Source organism: Providencia sp. PROV208 (assembly GCF_028479465.1).
GTDB classification, from domain to species: Bacteria; Pseudomonadota; Gammaproteobacteria; order Enterobacterales; family Enterobacteriaceae; genus Providencia; species Providencia alcalifaciens.
In genome coordinates this window covers 232,974-251,023 of sequence record NZ_JAMPNS010000011.1, presented here as the reverse complement: position 1 = coordinate 251,023, position 18,050 = coordinate 232,974, and the positions used below count along the sequence as shown (strand labels likewise).

Annotated in this window: 14 protein-coding genes; 5 read left to right on the top strand and 9 right to left on the bottom strand. The window is 43.9% G+C overall.

All coding sequences use genetic code 11. The features are described 5' to 3' along the window. Positions 1 to 110 precede the first annotated feature (110 nt). The 6 genes from panC to sfsA all read right to left on the bottom strand — a co-directional run bounded on the left by panC (position 111) and on the right by sfsA (position 5,659). The gene (gene panC / locus PR766_RS10210) at positions 111 to 974 is read right to left on the bottom strand and encodes a pantoate--beta-alanine ligase (RefSeq protein WP_036961573.1); all 864 of its coding nucleotides are present in this window, start codon (positions 972 to 974) and stop codon (positions 111 to 113) included. Positions 975 to 1,008: 34 nt separating this feature from the next. Then, positions 1,009 to 1,800 carry a 3-methyl-2-oxobutanoate hydroxymethyltransferase gene (gene panB / locus PR766_RS10205; RefSeq protein ID WP_006659323.1) on the bottom strand — a complete coding sequence of 264 codons (792 nt, stop codon included), beginning with the start codon at positions 1,798 to 1,800 and terminating at the stop codon, positions 1,009 to 1,011. Positions 1,801 to 1,867: 67 nt separating this feature from the next. Beyond that, complete coding sequence (gene folK / locus PR766_RS10200; protein ID WP_006661056.1) at positions 1,868 to 2,350, bottom strand: 2-amino-4-hydroxy-6-hydroxymethyldihydropteridine diphosphokinase; 483 nt, start codon at positions 2,348 to 2,350, stop codon at positions 1,868 to 1,870. 57 nt (positions 2,351 to 2,407) lie between these two features. After that, positions 2,408 to 3,916 carry a polynucleotide adenylyltransferase PcnB gene (gene pcnB, locus PR766_RS10195; RefSeq protein ID WP_218927402.1) on the bottom strand — a complete coding sequence of 503 codons (1,509 nt, stop codon included), beginning with the start codon at positions 3,914 to 3,916 and terminating at the stop codon, positions 2,408 to 2,410. A gap of 380 nt (positions 3,917 to 4,296) precedes the next feature. Further along, the gene (gene dksA / locus PR766_RS10190) at positions 4,297 to 4,752 is read right to left on the bottom strand and encodes an RNA polymerase-binding protein DksA (RefSeq protein ID WP_006659320.1); all 456 of its coding nucleotides are present in this window, start codon (positions 4,750 to 4,752) and stop codon (positions 4,297 to 4,299) included. Positions 4,753 to 4,942: 190 nt separating this feature from the next. After that, entirely contained in the window at positions 4,943 to 5,659 is a 717-nt protein-coding gene (gene sfsA, locus PR766_RS10185) for a DNA/RNA nuclease SfsA (protein ID WP_006659319.1), read from the bottom strand. A gap of 143 nt (positions 5,660 to 5,802) precedes the next feature. On the opposite strand from sfsA, the gene hrpB reads away from it, so the two are divergent. After that, positions 5,803 to 8,262, top strand: a complete 2,460-nt coding sequence (hrpB, locus tag PR766_RS10180) for an ATP-dependent helicase HrpB (protein WP_230086787.1) — start codon at positions 5,803 to 5,805, stop codon at positions 8,260 to 8,262. A gap of 191 nt (positions 8,263 to 8,453) precedes the next feature. Next, positions 8,454 to 11,000 (top strand): bifunctional glycosyl transferase/transpeptidase, encoded by a 2,547-nt coding sequence (mrcB, locus tag PR766_RS10175; RefSeq protein ID WP_006661059.1) that lies wholly within the window; start codon positions 8,454 to 8,456, stop codon positions 10,998 to 11,000. Between the two features lie 199 nt (positions 11,001 to 11,199). Here mrcB and hemL read toward each other — a convergent pair whose 3' ends face one another. After that, entirely contained in the window at positions 11,200 to 12,489 is a 1,290-nt protein-coding gene (gene hemL / locus PR766_RS10170; protein WP_006659316.1) for a glutamate-1-semialdehyde 2,1-aminomutase, read from the bottom strand. A 237-nt stretch (positions 12,490 to 12,726) separates the two neighbouring features. Here hemL and erpA point away from each other — a divergent pair, with 237 nt between their 5' ends. Next, positions 12,727 to 13,071, top strand: coding sequence for an iron-sulfur cluster insertion protein ErpA (erpA, locus tag PR766_RS10165; protein ID WP_006659315.1), 345 nt, complete (start codon positions 12,727 to 12,729; stop codon positions 13,069 to 13,071). 186 nt (positions 13,072 to 13,257) lie between these two features. Here the strand turns inward: erpA and btuF are convergent, their stop codons facing one another. Both btuF and mtnN read right to left on the bottom strand, forming a co-directional pair. Continuing rightward, complete coding sequence (btuF, locus tag PR766_RS10160) at positions 13,258 to 14,091, bottom strand: vitamin B12 ABC transporter substrate-binding protein BtuF (RefSeq protein ID WP_036978617.1); 834 nt, start codon at positions 14,089 to 14,091, stop codon at positions 13,258 to 13,260. 77 nt (positions 14,092 to 14,168) lie between these two features. Next, entirely contained in the window at positions 14,169 to 14,861 is a 693-nt protein-coding gene (gene mtnN / locus PR766_RS10155; RefSeq protein ID WP_036961586.1) for a 5'-methylthioadenosine/S-adenosylhomocysteine nucleosidase, read from the bottom strand. A 131-nt stretch (positions 14,862 to 14,992) separates the two neighbouring features. Here mtnN and dgt point away from each other — a divergent pair, with 131 nt between their 5' ends. Beyond that, the gene (gene dgt, locus PR766_RS10150; protein ID WP_154636211.1) at positions 14,993 to 16,522 is read left to right on the top strand and encodes a dGTPase; all 1,530 of its coding nucleotides are present in this window, start codon (positions 14,993 to 14,995) and stop codon (positions 16,520 to 16,522) included. Positions 16,523 to 16,712: 190 nt separating this feature from the next. Further along, the gene (gene rlmD, locus PR766_RS10145; RefSeq protein ID WP_006661063.1) at positions 16,713 to 18,044 is read left to right on the top strand and encodes a 23S rRNA (uracil(1939)-C(5))-methyltransferase RlmD; all 1,332 of its coding nucleotides are present in this window, start codon (positions 16,713 to 16,715) and stop codon (positions 18,042 to 18,044) included. The last annotated feature ends 6 nt before the right edge of the window (positions 18,045 to 18,050 follow it).

The window sequence follows — 18,050 nt, the reverse complement described above, 5'->3', positions numbered from 1 at the left end:
CTCAGCGTTGTTGGCTACGTAATCATATTTATTCTTACTCATTGTATGCCACAGCGTTGTTGGTTCGTTCTCTTACTACCTAACGGTGACATCAATGATGTTTAAATTAGTTAAGCGATATCGAGCGGCAAATCGACTTGTAGATTATCGATTAAACGGGTTTTTCCTAACCATGCGGCCATCAAAATTACGGCGCGGCGGCTGGAAACCGTTAGCTCACCGAGGTTATCGGCATCACGAATAAACAGCTCATCAGGTGTAAATCCAGCCTGACGTAAAGATTCTTCCATTTCACCGATTAAGCGGGTTGCTGCGGCGGGAGAATCAGCCAGCTTTTCGCCCGCTTTTTGCATAATGGCAAATAGCTGAGGGGCTATTTTGAGTTCATCTGCGGACAGGTTATTATTCCGCGAGCTGAGCGCTAAACCGTTCTTGGCACGGACGATAGGGACACCGACAACTTGGATATCGAAAGAGAGATCCGTGACTAATTTACGTACCAATTGAAGTTGCTGGAAGTCTTTTTCGCCAAATAACGCAATATCAGGCTGAACCAAGTTAAACAGCTTAGTCAGAACGGTCGCAACACCGCGGAAATGCCCAGGACGGCTAGCACCCTCTAACATGGTAGAGATTTCAGGCACTTCAACATAAGTTTGATTATCCATTCCCTCAGGGTAGAATTCCGTCGCAGAAGGCGCAAAAACTAAATCAATATTTTTGCGTTTGAGCTTTTCGCAATCTTCTTGCAAGGTGCGTGGATAATTCGCTAAATCGGATTGACGGTCAAATTGCATTGGATTGACAAAAATACTGGCAATCACAATATCCGCTTGCTGTTTTGCTTGGTCAATCAGCGTCAGATGCCCATCATGTAAATTTCCCATCGTAGGGACAAACGCAATACGTTTGCCTTCTTGTTTCCAGCGGCGAATTTCACGGCGCAAGATTAGCGATGTTTCAATAATCCGCATACTTCCCATCCTTATCGTTATACGTTATATAGAATTAAGAAAATGAGTGGGCGTCACTCGGGTAAATTTCTTGTTCAACTTCTTGAATATACAAGCGAATAGCATCACTGATATTCCCAGCTTCAGCCAGAAAATTTTTCGCGAACTTGGGTGGTTTGGCTGTGATCCCTAAGGCATCATGCATCACCAAAATTTGTCCATCAGTGCCTTTTCCCGCACCAATACCGATGACAGGTAACAGTAATTCTTCAGTGACTTGGTTCGCGAGGGAGGTAGGAACACACTCAAGAACGAGCAGTTGAATACCTGCATTTTCGAGGGCAATCGCATCTTTAATCAATTGGTTAGCGGTCACTTCATCACGACCTTGGACTTTATAGCCCCCCAATACATTGACAGCTTGTGGGGTTAAGCCTAAGTGACCACAGACAGGCACGGAACGTTCACACAGCATTTTGACCGTATCACATAACCAGCTGCCCCCTTCAATTTTGACCATGTTAGCACCTGCCTGCATTAAAATAGCGGCATTTGTGCACGCTTGCTCTGGCGTGGCATAGCTCATAAATGGCATATCAGCGATGATAAATGTGTTAGGGGCGCCTTTACGAACACAGCGAGTGTGATACGCAATTTGTTCGACAGTGACAGGCAGGGTGCTTGATTCTCCCTGGATAGTCATTCCTAAGGAATCACCAACGAGAATCACTTGGATACCTTGCTCCGCAAATAGTTGTGCAAAGCTGGCATCATAAGCAGTAATGGTGGCGAATTTGTGTTTCTCTTTCTTATATTGACACAAATCAGCGAGAGAAATGGGTTTCATTAAAATAACCTCCGGAAATGATTTCTCTTATGACCATACCTTAAAAGAGGTTAAATACGTCAGGCGTTTATTCCCAAAGCATTAGGCCATTACGAGGGACGTGTATAAGTCTTTCTGACAGTAATTCACCATCAGGAAAAATCAGGGAAGGGGTAATATCACTGAGCGGATAAAGCATAAATTCACGCTCCTTTAGCCCATAATGTGGAATGGTTAACCGTTCTGTATTCATGATGCGGTTACCAAACAACATGATATCGAGATCTAACGTTCTTGGTCCCCAGCGCTCATCTTTACGAACACGCCCTAAATCTAACTCAATTTTTTGAGTGTAATTGAGAAGTTCTTCGGGTTCGAGTTCTGTTTCCAGTAAAACGGCCAAATTGAGAAAATCAGGCTGATTTTGTGGACCGAGCGGCTTGGTTCGATAAATAGATGAAGTGCTCACAACGCGACTGTTTGGGATTGCATTTAATGCAGTAATCGCTTGTTGTGCTTGCTTAAGTGGCTCGCCTAAGTTGCTGCCAATGGCAATATACACCTGCTCCATTTCTTTATCTCTCTACAGTGATCGCAACGACAGTTTAAGTCGTTGCGACTGACACAATTATGATTTGTTAGGCTTTCTATTGCCAGATTGCGATGAACGATGTGGACGTTGGCGACGGCGAGTCGGTGCACTGCCTAATTCCGAAATCATTTCACGTTGTTTCTGTGCGTTAGACTGCTGGAAATCACTCCACCATAATGCGAGTTCTTGTAGCTCATTACGGTGCTCAACATTTGCTCTTAGCTCTAATAAATCAAAGGCTGCACGGAATTTCGGGTGCTCCATTAATTTATTCGCACGACGACCTTGGCGACGAGGTAGGCGCAATTGCAGCATCCAAATATCACGCATGGTTGTGGTGATACGTTTTGGTATTGCAATAGAGCGGCACTGTTCATCCAGTACATCATTCATGGCCAGTGCAAAAGCATCGTAGTAAGCCAGCCCTCCTTCCTGTGCTAATTTCTCAGCATGTTCAGTGACGGGATACCATAACATGGCTGCGAATAAAAATGCAGGGTTGACTCGCTTATCATTTTTTAGTCTGAAATCAGTATTTTTTAACACTTGTTCAATGATTTTTTCCATTGGCGAGTCGCCATTCTCGGTGAAGCGACTTGCAATCACTGGGAACAGTTGCTCAAACAAATGGTACTGATTCAGCATTTTATATGTGGCGTAGCCATAACCCGCTTGAAGTAATTTTAATGACTCTTCAAACAGGCGAGCAGATGGAATCTCACCTAGCAGTGGGGCTAAGCGGTGAATGGGTTCTGCGGTCTTTGGCTCGATACGCATATTGAGCTTACAGGCAAAACGCACAGCACGGATCATCCGAACGGGATCTTCACGATAGCGAGTTTCTGGGTCACCAATTAGGCGAATGACACCATCTTTTAAGTCTTGCAAGCCATTAACGTAATCACGTACAGAGAAATCATCAATGTTGTAATACAGGCTATTGACGGTGAAGTCGCGACGAATTGCATCTTCTTCGATGGAGCCGAAAATATTATCGCGAAGTAACATGCCATTTTGCGCTTGGGATGACAGATTTTTGTCATCTACTTCTTGATCATGGTGACCACGGAAAGTGGCAACTTCAATAATTTCTGGACCAAACATAATATGTGCAAGGCGGAATCGGCGACCGACCAGTCGGCAATTACGGAACAGCTTGCGAATTTGCTCAGGCGTTGCATTGGTCGTGATATCGAAATCTTTGGGTTTTTGACCCAATAATAAATCACGGACGCCGCCCCCAACTAAATAGGCTTCATAGCCATTTTTATTGAGGCGATATAATACTTTCAGTGCATTATCACTGATGTCATCACGCGAGATTGGGTGATCTGCTCGTGGGATAACCGTAATGGATTCTTGTTTCGTCACGGGTGTTCGCTTCTGTGTTTGAACATCGGAACGCTTAGGATGACGAACCGTTTTCTTTATTTGCCTAGTATTCTGCTCATGCCGAGTGTTCCTCTCAGATTTTTTTTCTGATGCAGAAGGAGTGACTGGCCTTTCACTGGCTGCCTGTGTGTCTCGCGCACCGCGCTTTGGCATCGCGTCCTGTTCTGTGGACGATGCTGGTTCATTGCGAGATAAAATATTACGGCAGAAATTTGCTACTCGGTTAAAAATAGTACACCTCGATGTCATTACATAGATTCATAAAACAAAATAAGCGGCTAATCATAGCTCACTGAAGTTTCTTTGAGAATGGTTAAACGAATAAAAGTCATGGCTAATTATATTTTATATCAATTAACTCAGTGAATATTATACTAATTGTAGATTTTTATCATGTAACGCAAACGATAACAAAAGCAGCAAAAATGAGAATGGAAACATCAGCGAAAAGGGGGAGTTTGAATTTTTTTGAGGGTGCGAATCCTTATAACGGCGCAGGGTTAATGCGCCGTTGAGGACTCCCAATACAACAATTAGCCAGCCATCTGCTTTTCGCGGATTTCTGCTAATGTTTTACAGTCGATGCACAAATCTGCAGTTGGACGCGCTTCCAAACGACGGATGCCAATTTCCACACCACAAGATTCGCAGTAGCCAAAATCTTCATCTTCAACTTTCTTCAGCGTCTTTTCGATCTTCTTGATCAATTTACGTTCGCGGTCGCGGTTACGTAATTCGAGGCTGAATTCCTCTTCCTGAGCGGCTCTATCAACGGGGTCTGGAAAGTTAGCTGCCTCATCTTGCATATGAGTAACAGTCCGGTCCACTTCATCTCTGAGTTGATTGCGCCATGCTTCGAGAATGAGCTTAAAATGCGCCAATTGGGCTTCGTTCATGTACTCTTCGCCAGCCTTCTCATGATAGGGCTCAACCCCGGCAATGGCGAGAATGCTTAAGGACGATGTCTTACGTTTTTGCCCTTCTTGCATAATGCTTCTCCTACACACGCAAATTTTACAAAAACCCCAAGGGGGAAAATTTAAGGTCGCTATAAATATCAGAAGACAGCCGTCTTGGCAATCGTTCATGTGATGAGTTTTGCAATGCTGTGAGGGCAAGCGTGTTTCTTCCCTTCACTAGCACTCATAACTCGATGACCTTGTTTAAATATCGACTAAACTAAAATGACTTAGTCGGGGTGAAGCGAACTGATGTCCCTATTTGCATTTTTTGTTTAGATATATCCACTTGATAACACAGAACTTCGACGCCATTGGCAATAGCCTGTTCTAACAACGCTGCATATTGAGAGTCAATATGTGCAGCGGCGGATACTACGTGGATGCCGCTATGTAAAACAACAAACATAAGTATGGCGCGTTTTCCTTCTTTAGCAATCTGAGTCAGCTCTCGAAGGTGCTTTTGCCCCCTAATTGTTTGGGTATCAGGAAAATAACCATGACCATCCTCTAGTAAAGTAACTGATTTTACTTCTATAAAACAATCAATTAGCCCATCTTGAGCAAGAAAAAAATCAATTCGGCTGTTTTCGTTTCCATACTTCACTTCGGGAGTCACTATACTGTAGTCAGATAATTCTGGAATATGTTTTTTTGCCAACGCTTCTGCCACTAATTGATTTGCCCGCATTGTGTTAATACAAATTAGATGGTTATTTTGAGTTTGCGTTAACTCCCAACTATAAGGGTATTTTCGTTTCGGATTATCTGAGGTGGAATACCACACCGTATCTCCAGGCGTGGCACAACCCGTCATGGCTCCCGTATTCGCGCAGTGTATCGTTATTTCCTCTCCCTCGGGGGTGACGACATCCGCTAAAAAACGCTTGTAGCGTTTAATTAAAGTCGCTGATTTTAATGGGGGGATAAATTCCATGTCTTCTCCGTTTTACTGCGTTGCTCGTGATATAACATGACCTCATGCTATATAGGCTTATGTGATAGACAGTATTAATGCGTCATATTGGTTAATGCTACAATGCTTAACATAAAAGTTAAACGTCATGGAGTCTCCCCTTAGTGTCCCCTATCTTAGAAGTAAGTAATGACTTACTCGCTGCTTTAGCGAAATCTCCGCAAGTTCTCTTACATGCGCCAACTGGCGCAGGTAAATCCACTGTACTGCCGTTAGAAATTCTCAAAAGTGGGCAGTTCAATGGGCGGATCATTATGCTAGAACCGCGGCGGATTGCTGCGCGTTCGGTGGCTGCTCGTTTAGCACAACAGTTAGGGGAATCGATAGGCGAAACCATTGGCTTGCGAATGCGCTCTGAAAGTAAGGTTAGTGCTAAAACACGGCTAGAAGTGGTCACTGAAGGTGTTCTCACGCGTCAATTACAAAATGACCCGATGCTTGAGGGTGTCGAGTTAGTCATCTTGGATGAGTTTCATGAGCGTAACTTACAAGCGGATTTAGGGTTAGCACTGTTATTGGACTCTCAACAAGCATTGCGGGATGATTTAAAAATTCTATTAATGTCTGCAACTCTTGATAATCAGGGACTTAGCCAGTTATTCCCTGATGCACCTGTGATAAGTTCTCTAGGAAAAGCATTTCCCGTTCAGCGAGAGTATAGACCCATCAATCCGAATAAACCTTTCCATCAGGAAGTCGCTAGCGCGGTTTGGCAATTAATGCAGCAACAAAGTGGTTCCTTATTGCTGTTTTTACCCGGAGTTGGTGAAATTGAACGTACCAAAAGTGAGCTAGAAAAGAGGGTGAGTGAGGATGTACTCTTGTGCCCAATGTATGGCGCTTTATCTATCCAAGCTCAGCAACAAGCCATTTTCCCTGCACCAGAAGGTAAACGTAAAGTGGTGCTTGCCACCAATATTGCAGAAACGAGCTTAACTATCGAAGGGATCCGGCTAGTGGTGGACAGTGGCTTCGAGCGAGTGGGACAGTTTAACCCCAGAAGTGGTTTAACCAAATTAGTCAAAAAACGGATTAGCCAAGCTTCCATGACTCAACGGGCAGGACGAGCAGGGCGTTTAGAGGCAGGGGTATGTTGGCATCTATTTAGCGCAGAGCAAGCTGAACGTGCTGCGCCATTTAGCGAAGCAGAAATCAACAATAGTGATTTAAGTGGGTTATGGTTAGCGCTTCTTCAATGGGGATGTCATGACGTTTCTCAACTTCAATGGTTGGATGTTCCCCCTGATGCGGCATTGTCTGCCGCTAAAACCTTGCTCTTTAAGCTGGGCATGACAGATAGCCAAGGAAAACTCACCTCGATGGGGAATAAAATGGCAGGTATGGGAACGTCAGTCCGTACGGCTGCTATGTTGTACCATGCACAGCAAACTCACAATAAACAGGTTGTGCAGCTTGCGGCATTATTAGTGGCAATTATTGAGGAACCACCTCGTAACGGCGTAACGGATCTTCATACTTATTTAGAAAAACCCACCGAGAATTGGTGTAAGCGGGCATCAGTTTTAAGTGGTGAGAAAGTCACGCAGGCATTGTACAAAACGAACTCATTGATTAGTGAGTGGTTACCAACAATACTGGCGGCAGGGTTTCCGGACTATATTGCTAAATCCCGCGATAACCAGACTCGCTATCAACTCGCAAGTGGCTTAGGGGCAATTTTAGACGACAGTGACCCATTGATAGGGAGCGCTTGGTTAATGGTTGCGGGACTTTGGCAATCAGAAAATTCGGCGGATGCGCGGATCTCCCTAGCCTATCCCATTGAGATTGAAAAACTTCAACAGGATTGCCCACATCTTTTCAATTCCCAAGAAACGGTTGAGTGGGATGAGCAACGTGGCAGCTTGCTGGCGTGGCGCCGCTTACAGTGTGGGCCGTTAGTCGTAAAATCTCAACGGCTGACGAATCCTGAACCTCAAGAAATTAAAAATGCGTTAGTGTATTGGTTGCAGCAAAACGGTTTACAGACGCTAAATTGGCAAGATAATGCGCTGCAATTACGCATTCGCTGTGCGTTAGCTGCTCGCTATTTTCCTGATAATTCGCTCCCTGCAATGGATGATGCCGCGCTACGAGAAACGTTGGATACGTGGTTAGCCCCGTATCTTGATGGCGTGACAAGCAAGAAAAAATTGCAGGATATTGATTTAATGAATTTATTATTAAATCGATTAGACTGGCAGCAACGTCAATGGCTTGATGCGCTTTTTCCTATGACTTACACCGCACCATCGGGTAGCGAGGTAAGTATTCACTATTCTCTGGATAAACCTCCGATAGCTGAAATTCGTCTACAAGAGGTCTTTGGTGAAAAAACGAATCCGACCGTGGCAATGGGAAACCTGACGCTGACACTATCTCTACTTTCACCGGCTCGGCGCCCGATACAAATTACTCAAGATCTTGGCGCATTTTGGCAAGGTAGCTATAAAGAGGTACAAAAAGAGATGAAAGGTCGCTACCCCAAACATCCTTGGCCAGATGACCCTGCGAATGCCGAACCAACGCGACAAACAAAAAAAGCGATGATGAGTGCGAAATAACCTAATTTTGTGCTCTAATAACGGGCTGTAAATTAGGCGGTCGGTCTCGATAGGTAGCGTAAGAAAGTGTAATTAGGAGCTTTCTTCCGTGAAATTCCTTGAATTATGAGCCAAAATTAGTCTTAGATTACATCTACGCATTTTTAGTTAGATTTTAATGCCTATTTAGGTATAGGAGATATGGAGCGACCATGTCCGGTAAAGATTTTGAACCCATTGGTAGACGAAAAAGACGCGCTGCTGAAAAAAATGCATCCTCTTCACGCCGCCGTAGACGCCGCGATGATTATGATGACGATTTATATGATGATGAAGATATTGATGACGAATATCTTGATGATGAAGACGATGAAGAAGAGCAAATGACTAAAAAAGGCTCAAAAAAGAATAAACCTCGTAAGAGTAAATGGCGCTGGTTCTGGCTGCTGTTTAAATTAATGTTGGTATTCGCTGTGATACTGGCAGCTTATGGTTTTTATCTAAACCAACAAATAAAAGAGCGCCTTGATGGTAAGGTGTGGGATCTGCCCGCGGCGGTATATGGTCGCATGGTGAATCTTGAACCTGGCATGGATTACAGCCAAGCTGAAATGTCCAACTTGCTCGAAGGAATGCAGTACCGCAAAGTCAGCAAAATCACGACATCTGGTGAGTTTGTGGTGAAAGGCAATACGATTGAAATTCTGCGTCGACCATTTAATTTCCCAGACCAAAAAGAGGGGCAAGTTCTCGCACGTTTGGTGTTTGAAAATGGCATGTTAAGCAAGATTGAAAACATCGAAAATGGACGCTCATTTGGCTTTTTCCGTTTAGATCCGAAGCTTATCACCATGATGCAATCTGCCAACAATGAACAGCGCTTAGTGCTGCCAATGGCGGATTTCCCTGAATCTCTAATTAAAATTCTCCTTGAAACGGAAGATAGAAACTTTTATGAGCATGATGGTGTCAGCTTATATTCTATCGGTCGTGCGGTGGTGGCGAACGTCACGGCTGGGCGTTCAGTGCAGGGGGGAAGTACCTTAACTCAACAGTTGGTGAAAAACTTATTTTTAACCAACGAAAGAACCCTAAAACGTAAAGCTAATGAAGCTTTTATGGCACTGATTCTCGACTACAACTACAGCAAAGAGCGCATTCTTGAGCTGTATTTGAACGAAGTCTATTTAGGGCAAAATGGTAATGATGAAATTCGCGGCTTCCCATTAGCAAGCCTGTATTATTTTGGTCGTCCAATCAATGAGTTAAGTTTTGACCAACAAGCGTTATTGGTAGGTATGGTGCAAGGTGCATCCACCTACAATCCATGGACTAAGCCTCAAAATGCGATTAAACGTCGTAATATTGTGCTGAAAATCCTTGAAACGCGCGGTGTGATTGATAGCGAAATGTACCAAATTCTCAGTGCAAGACCGCTCGGTGTGAAAAACAAAGAGGGGTTAGTCGCATCTCAACCTGCATTTATGCAGATGGTGAGACAAGAGCTAAATGAGAAATTGGGCGATAAAGTTAAAGATCTCTCTGGTGCGAAAATCTTTACAACACTTGATCCTGTCGCACAAACAGCCGCTGAAAACGCGGTTGAATCAGGTGTGGCTGATTTGCGTAAATCTCGTAAATTAGATGATATCGAAGGTGCAATGGTTGTTGTTGACCGCATCAATGGCGAAGTTCGTGCAATGGTTGGCGGGTCAGACCCGCAGTTTTCAGGCTTTAACCGTGCACTGAATGCTCGTCGTAGCATTGGTTCACTGGCGAAACCCCCTGTTTACTTAGCTGCATTAAGTGAGCCAGACCGCTTCCGTCTAAATACATGGCTATCCGATGAACCACTGACATTAAAAGTGGGTAATCAAAGCTGGAGCCCACGAAACTATAGCCGTAATTTTAACGGACGTATGATGCTAGTGGATGCGCTTGCGAAATCACAAAATATTCCAACCGTAAACTTAGGAATGGAAATTGGTCTTGACCAAGTGATGAACACCTTTATCCGTTTAGGCGCACCAGAAAGTGCGATGGAAAAAGTCCCTGCGATGTTATTGGGGGCTGTGAACTTAACGCCAGCAGAAGTCGCACAAGTGTATCAAACCATCGGTGGTGAAGGTAACCGTGCGAAATTATCTGCGTTACGCTCTGTGATTGATGGTGATGGAAAAGAGCTGTACCAAAGTTACCCATCTGCAGAACGTGCAGTACCGTCTCAAGCCGCATATTTAACACTATTTGGTATGCAGCAAGTGGTACAGCAAGGGACTGGGCGCGTATTACTTAATAAATATGGAAAATACAATCTGGCAGGTAAAACGGGCACGACGAATGACTTGCGTGATAGCTGGTATGCTGGAATCGACGGTAAAGAAGTTGCTATTGTCTGGGTCGGGCGCGATAACAACGGACCAACCCAATTAACAGGTTCAACAGGGGCATTAAGGGTTTATCAACGTTATTTAGATAATCAAACGCCACTGACATTAATCAACCGTGCACCAGAAGGCATTACTGACATGCGCGTCATGATGGATGGACAATTTAGCTGTTCTGACTTTGGTGGTGGTAGGATGTTGCCAGTATGGACGGATGACCCTCAAAGCCTATGCCAAGGTTCCACATCGCAAGACCCTGCATGGAATTTAAATGGGAATAATGAGGCACCGCAAGAAGAGGCTGCACCAGATTGGGTGAAAGATATGTTCGGTGATTCCCCATCCAATTCTCCATCATCCCGCACGCCGTAGCGTTGTTGGCTCCATTCGGATACTCGGGTCACATACGTTTGTATGCTCCCCGAGTTATCCTCGTTTGCGGCTTTGCTACAGCGCACGGGATTTAGGCGAATGTTGAGATAAGCCATAAGTTTGAAAAGAAAACAGATCAAAAAAATAGGCACCGTCTTGTGCAGATGGCGCCTATTTTTTTGGATTTTAGTGTGAGAAATTACTCGGCTTTAATTTTTGCCAGTGCAATTTCAGCAGCATTGATGGTGCGTTGGATATCTTCATCACTATGGGCGATAGACATAAATCCAGCTTCGAATGCTGCAGGTGCTAGGTATATGCCTTGTTCTAGCATATAGTGGAAGAACTTCTTAAAGCGTTCCACATCACATTTCATGACGTCTTGGTAGCAAGTAACGGATTCTGCGTCAGTGAAAAATAGTCCAAACATTCCACCCACATGGTTAATCACCATTGGTACACCTTGATCTTTAGAGACACGCTCTAAACCACGAGCGAGTTTATCTGTCAGTTCAGTTAAACGATCATGGACGCCCAATTGGGATACTTCGTTTAAACACGCCAAACCCGCAGCCATTGCGACAGGGTTACCAGAAAGTGTTCCCGCTTGGTAAATAGGACCGATTGGCGCCAATTTTTCCATGATGTCAGAACGACCACCGAAAGCGCCTACTGGCATACCGCCACCGATGATTTTACCTAAACATGTTAAATCAGGCTGGACATTGTAATAACTCTGAGCACCACCAAGGGCAACGCGGAAGCCTGTCATGACTTCATCAATAATCAGCAGAGCATTAAATTCGTCACACAGTGCGCGAAGACCCGGTAAAAATTCAGCTGTTGGCGGAACGCAGTTCATGTTACCCGCAACAGGTTCTACAATGATACAAGCAATATCATCAGGATAATTTTCAAATGCTTGGCGAACAGAATCTAAATCATTGTAAGTACAGCTTAATGTGTGCTTAACAAAATCTTCAGGTACACCCGGAGAGTTAGGTTCACCCATGGTTAAAGCGCCAGACCCTGCTTTCACTAATAGGCAGTCGGCATGACCATGGTAGCAACCTTCGAACTTAATAATTTTGTCGCGACCAGTATAACCACGAGCAAGGCGGATGGCACTCATGGTTGCTTCAGTACCAGAGTTCACCATACGGATCATATCGATAGAAGGAACCAGATCACACACTAGTTTTGCCATTTCTACTTCAGCCGCTGTTGGTGCACCAAAGCTTAAACCTTTGTTAACCGCTTGAATGACCGCATCGCGAATGGCTGGATGGTTGTGACCCAATACCATTGGACCCCAAGAGCCGACATAATCAATATAAGCTTTGCCATCGGCATCATAAATGTAAGCGCCATCAGCGCGTTCGATAAATAACGGAGTACCGCCGACACCATTAAATGCGCGAACAGGGGAGTTAACACCGCCAGGGATTAGCTGTTGAGCTGCTTTATATAATTCTTCGGAATGGTGCATTGCAGGGCTCCTGAAAAGAGACGAAATAAAAAGTTGCCGCTATTCTAAAGCACAAGACTGATTAAACCAATGCTATCAATCACAATGATGAACCAATCACAGTGATTAATAGTAACTCTGTGCTCTATTGTATAACAACACTTGAACCAATCAGTCAGGTGACGGATAATTGAAATATTGATCTAAGTAGGCTTAGCCTTACATATGAATTTACCGATTATCGGTCTGGAGTAATAAATGAGTGATGATGCAGCTCTGCCACTGCAATTTACGGATGCAGCAGCAATTAAAGTAAAAGACTTAGTCGCCGATGAAAATAACCCAAACCTGCGTCTGCGCGTCTACATTACAGGCGGTGGTTGCAGCGGTTTCCAATATGGCTTCACCTTTGATGACCAAATCAATGAAGGGGATATGACCATTGAGAAACAAGGTGTCGCGTTGGTTGTCGATCCAATGAGTCTGCAATATTTAGTCGGTGGTAGTGTGGACTACACTGAAGGGTTAGAAGGTTCACGCTTTATTGTGACCAACCCAAATGCCAAATCAACATGTGGGTGTGGGTCGTCTTTCAGTGTCTGATTTTTCGTCATATTTCGGGTTGTAGGGGTGTTGGCTGCGCTCAGCTCCCCTAGTCACAGACTTGTGTATGCTCCTAGGGATATCTTTGCTTTGCCGCCTACCTACAACCGCGAACTATTTAGAAAAACCCTTTCGTGATATTCAATCCTTAATTCTTAAGTTCTACTTCTTGGATACCTGTCTTTATTATTTATTCGGAAGTGCATTTAACTGAGCGCACAGCTGTTCGGTAGCATTAATGATGCGGGGACCAGCGCGGTGGAACCAATCCTCATTTAAGCGAATAATTGGGATGTTGAGTTGAGAATGCCAGAAGGCTTTTACCGTTTTTTCTTGCTCCGGTGAGCCAGTCACAATGATAGCGTCGGGTTTGCGAGTAAGGACTTGCTCACGGCTGACTTGAGGCCATTGAACTGCGCTATTTTCAAAAATATTTTGAGCGCCGCAGGTTTTCACGACATCATTTTGAATGGTCTGATCGCCAGCGCTAAATAAAGGCTGTGTGCCTAATTGAATAAATAGCCGCTTAGGTTTTTCATGATTCACCAATGTGTTTTTTTGCGCTTCTAAACGGCTGCGCATTTGCATAATATTTTTTTTAGCAATCTCTGGGTGAGGGCTATATTGTGAAAGCTCTTCTAGAGACGAAATAACGCCATCAATAGTTTGTGGGTCAAAATAGATAATTGGAATGCCCAACGACGCCAGTTGATCCAACGGACGCTGTGGATTTCCACCCCGCCATGCCAAGATTAAATCCGGTTTTAAGGCAACAATGCGTTCAATATTCATACCTTGCCAATCTGCCACTTGTTCAAGCTTTTGAGCAGCTTTTGGATAATCAGAATAAGCGCTAACAGCAACCAAGCTGTCTTCTAATCCTGCTGCGTAAGCGAGCTCGGTATTGGCTGGTGATAAGCTAATGACTCGGTACTTTGGCGCGGTGAATGCATGGCTTGCTAAGGTAAAGAAAAGCAGAAAACCAATTAGTGAGCGCATGAATTTGGAGGTTGAGTTCATATCATTACTTCACAAATAGGTATTAGAGAAAAGGCATAAAAGAGACTCAATTATGCCTTAATAAGATTAACAATGAATTAGGCTAATGCTGCGACAATCGCGGAAACCATCAATGAGGATTGGCGTGCAGCAACAGGTAAAAATTCATCAAAGCTAGTATGGGATTCTTTATCCGCCACATCTGAAATTGCGCGGACCACCACAAAAGGCACGTTAAACTGGTAGCAGACATGACCGATAGCAGCGGCTTCCATCTCAACGGCAGCAACGGTCGGGAAGGTAGCTTTGATGCGAGCTAAAGGCTCTGCGCCATTAATAAATGCGTCACCACTGCAAATCAGACCACGCACTGCGTTCATATCTAAGGCTTTAACACATTGTTCGGTTGTTTCAATTAATTTGGCATCTGCAATAAATGCAGGTGGGCACTGTGCCATTTGACCAGGTTCATATCCGAATGCAGTAACATCGGCATCGTGGTAGCGTACCTCGGTAGAGACAACAATATCACCGACATTTAAACGCGGATCTAAACCACCCGCTGAACCTGTATTGATGACCACATCTGGCTTGCAGTGTTCTAACAGTAACGTGGTGCCGATGGCGGCTGCCACTTTACCAATACCTGATTTTAATAAGGCAACATCAACGCCGTTCATTTTTCCTGTATAAATTTCACAGCCAGCAAGGCTCAATGTTTGGCAGCCTTCAATTCTTTCGCGCAGGGTCGCAACTTCTTGCTCCATCGCACCTATGATACCGATTTTCATTATGTCATACTCACTGTTGATTAATTAGACACTTATGCTGTAGATGGCTAAAGTGTAACATCGAAAGGTGGGTTTTCCTCTGCCTTTTCTTTGGGTACTCTGGAATTAAAAGGCGAGGTATAGAGGTAAGCATGGCGGAAAAAGAGATTAACTTTGTTAGAAAACTGAGTTTTCAACGTAATTATATTAGTGCCAAAAGCCAACGAATTTCCGCACAGGATGAAGACGCGGTAAACCGTTTATTTGAAAGTGATCGTGGACGTATCATTAACTCTGCCGCAATCCGTCGCTTACAACAGAAAACCCAAGTTTTTCCCCTCGAACAAAATTCCGCAGTACGCAGCCGTTTAACTCACTCTCTTGAAGTCCAGCAAGTCGGGCGTTACATCAGCAAAACAGTGCTGGGTGAGCTTAAAAAGAAAAAATTATTGGATGAATATGGACTGACCGAACGCTGTGATGCGTTTGAAAGCCTTGTCGAGATGGCGTGTTTGATGCACGACATTGGTAACCCACCATTTGGGCATTTTGGTGAAGCTGCGATTCAGCGCTGGTTTAGTAAATTATTAGCACCGGATTACGTGTTCACACCTGAGTCTCCTGACCCTTGTAAAATTAAAGCGTTGCAACTGACGGGAAATGAAAAACAAGACTTATTTCGTCGACAGCTGAAGCGAGATTTATGTTCGTTCGAGGGAAATGCACAAGGGCTGCGAATGGCTCATCGTCTATTGAAGCTGAATTTAACCTACGCTCAAATTGGCTCGATTTTGAAATATACTCGCGGCGCCTATGACCTTGAACCTATTCCTTCAGAATTTGATTATTTAATGAAAAAACCAGGCTATTACTGGTCTGAAGTCGATTTTGTTAGCGAATTAACGAAAAAACTAGAGATGGACAAATATTGCCGCTTTCCACTCACTTATATCATGGAAGCAGCGGATGATATTTCCTATTGTATTGCTGATTTGGATGATGCGGCAGAGAAGGGAATTTATACTGTTGAGCAGCTGATCGAATACCTAAAAGCAGAATGGGGAGAGGTAAAATCAGGCGATTTATTCGAGCAAACCATCTTGCGCGCATTCAATAATATTAGTGATAACCATACAAGACGCATTCAGCAAGACCAGTTTTTTATGTACTTGCGTGTGAATATTACGGGAAAACTTGCTCACTATAGCGCCCTGCGTTTTATTCAACATCTGCCTGAAATTTATCACGGTCGTTTTAATAGTGCGTTACTGGAAGATAAAAGCCAAGAACATCGCCTCTTAAAAGCCTTGAAAACCGTGGCATTCAAACATGTCTTTAACCACCATGAGGTGGAAGAGTTAGAGCTACAAGGTTACCGAATTATCAGTGGATTATTGGATGTTTATAGTCCGCTATTAATGATGGATAGAGACGATTTTGCCTCATTAGTTGAACAAAATTACCATAAACATTTTTTTATCGAAACTCGCCTATTTCATAAATTATCCAATAAACATCGTCTGTCTTATAACGAAGCCTTAGAAAAAATATCTGCAACTCATGAAGCCGATAAATCAATGTTGGAGTTTTATTACCGCGCCAGGCTTATTCAGGATTACATTAGTGGGATGACCGATCATTATGCATATGAAGAGTATCGAAAATTTATGGTCACCAATTAGTTCTGATAAAAAAAGTTAGCGTATAGCGTGACAAAAAAACTAAGTGGTCACTAATTTTAGGAAAAAAATGCTATGATAGCCCGTTAATTTGTCTCTCTAATTATCTGGCAGTTGCAGTGTTAATGTGAGTAAAAACTTACCCACTAGCGACTTAAAATAGAATTTATTTAACCCTGTTTAGTGACTACTTATGGCCCAATTTTACTCGCCAAATCGCCGTACCACCCAACGCCGTCAAATCACGGTTCATGTCGATAGTTTAGATGCCGCTGGGCAAGGCGTTGCTCGCCACGATGGCAAAGCCATATTTATTACGGGGTTATTGCCTGGGGAAGATGCGCAAGTCGAATTAACTGAAGACAAACGCCATTTTGCTAAAGCCAAAGTCATTAAACGTCTCAGTACAAGCGCTCAACGTGTGCAACCGAACTGCCGTTATTTTAACCAATGCGGTGGTTGCCAGCAGCAACATGTGGATATTGCACTCCAACGGGAAAGCAAAGCGCAAGCCTTACAACATTTAATGAAGCGAGAAACAGGTGTTGTGCTACCCGCCATTTCGGTGATAGGTGGGAAAGAATATGGCTATCGCCGCCGTGCCCGCTTAGGGCTGCAATACCAAAACAAATCCAATCACCTAATGATGGGATTTCGCCAGACACAAACGAATACACTGGTGGATATCAAAAGTTGCTCAGTTTTACACACGGAACTTGATGTGTTGCTAGCACCGTTATCAACCTGTTTAAATCAGTTATCAATTGCCAGTAAATTAGGGCACGTAGAGCTTATTCATGGTGATAACGGCAACCTTATACTGTTACGTCATTTAGCCCCTGTTGACTCATCTGATAGAAAACGGCTGTTAGAATTTGCTCAATCTCACGGAGTCACTATTTGGTTGGCTGGCGATAATGGGCAACTACAGGCTCTTCAGGCTGATGCTACGTTACCGGAATATCAGGTGGCAGGTGAAATTTTACAGTTTAGTCCTGCTAACTTTATTCAGGTTAACGAGGAAATTAACCAGCAAATGGTCGCGCAAGCGATAGCATGGTTAGATCTAAGCCCAGAAGATAGAGTATTGGATCTTTTCTGCGGGATGGGTAACTTTACCCTGCCGATAGCTCGTTTAGCGAAAATGGTCGTGGGTGTTGAAGGTGTTGAAAATTTAGTCACTCAAGCGAAAAATAACGCCCAGCGCAACTCAATTGAGAACGCTGCGTTCTATAATGAAAACTTGGAAGAGCAGATTCACACTCAGCCGTGGGCACAAGAAGGCTTCAATAAAGTGTTATTGGATCCGGCTCGTGCAGGTGCCGCCGGCGTAATGGAACATTTAATTAAACTGATGCCAGAAAAAATTGTCTATGTTTCTTGTAATCCAACAACCTTAGCAAGAGACAGTAAGGTTTTGCTTGAAGGCGGGTATCAGTTATCTCAATTGCGGATGTTGGATATGTTTCCGCAAACAAGTCATCTGGAATCTATGGCGTTATTTGTTCGTAGCCCAGAGGAGTAACAGGTA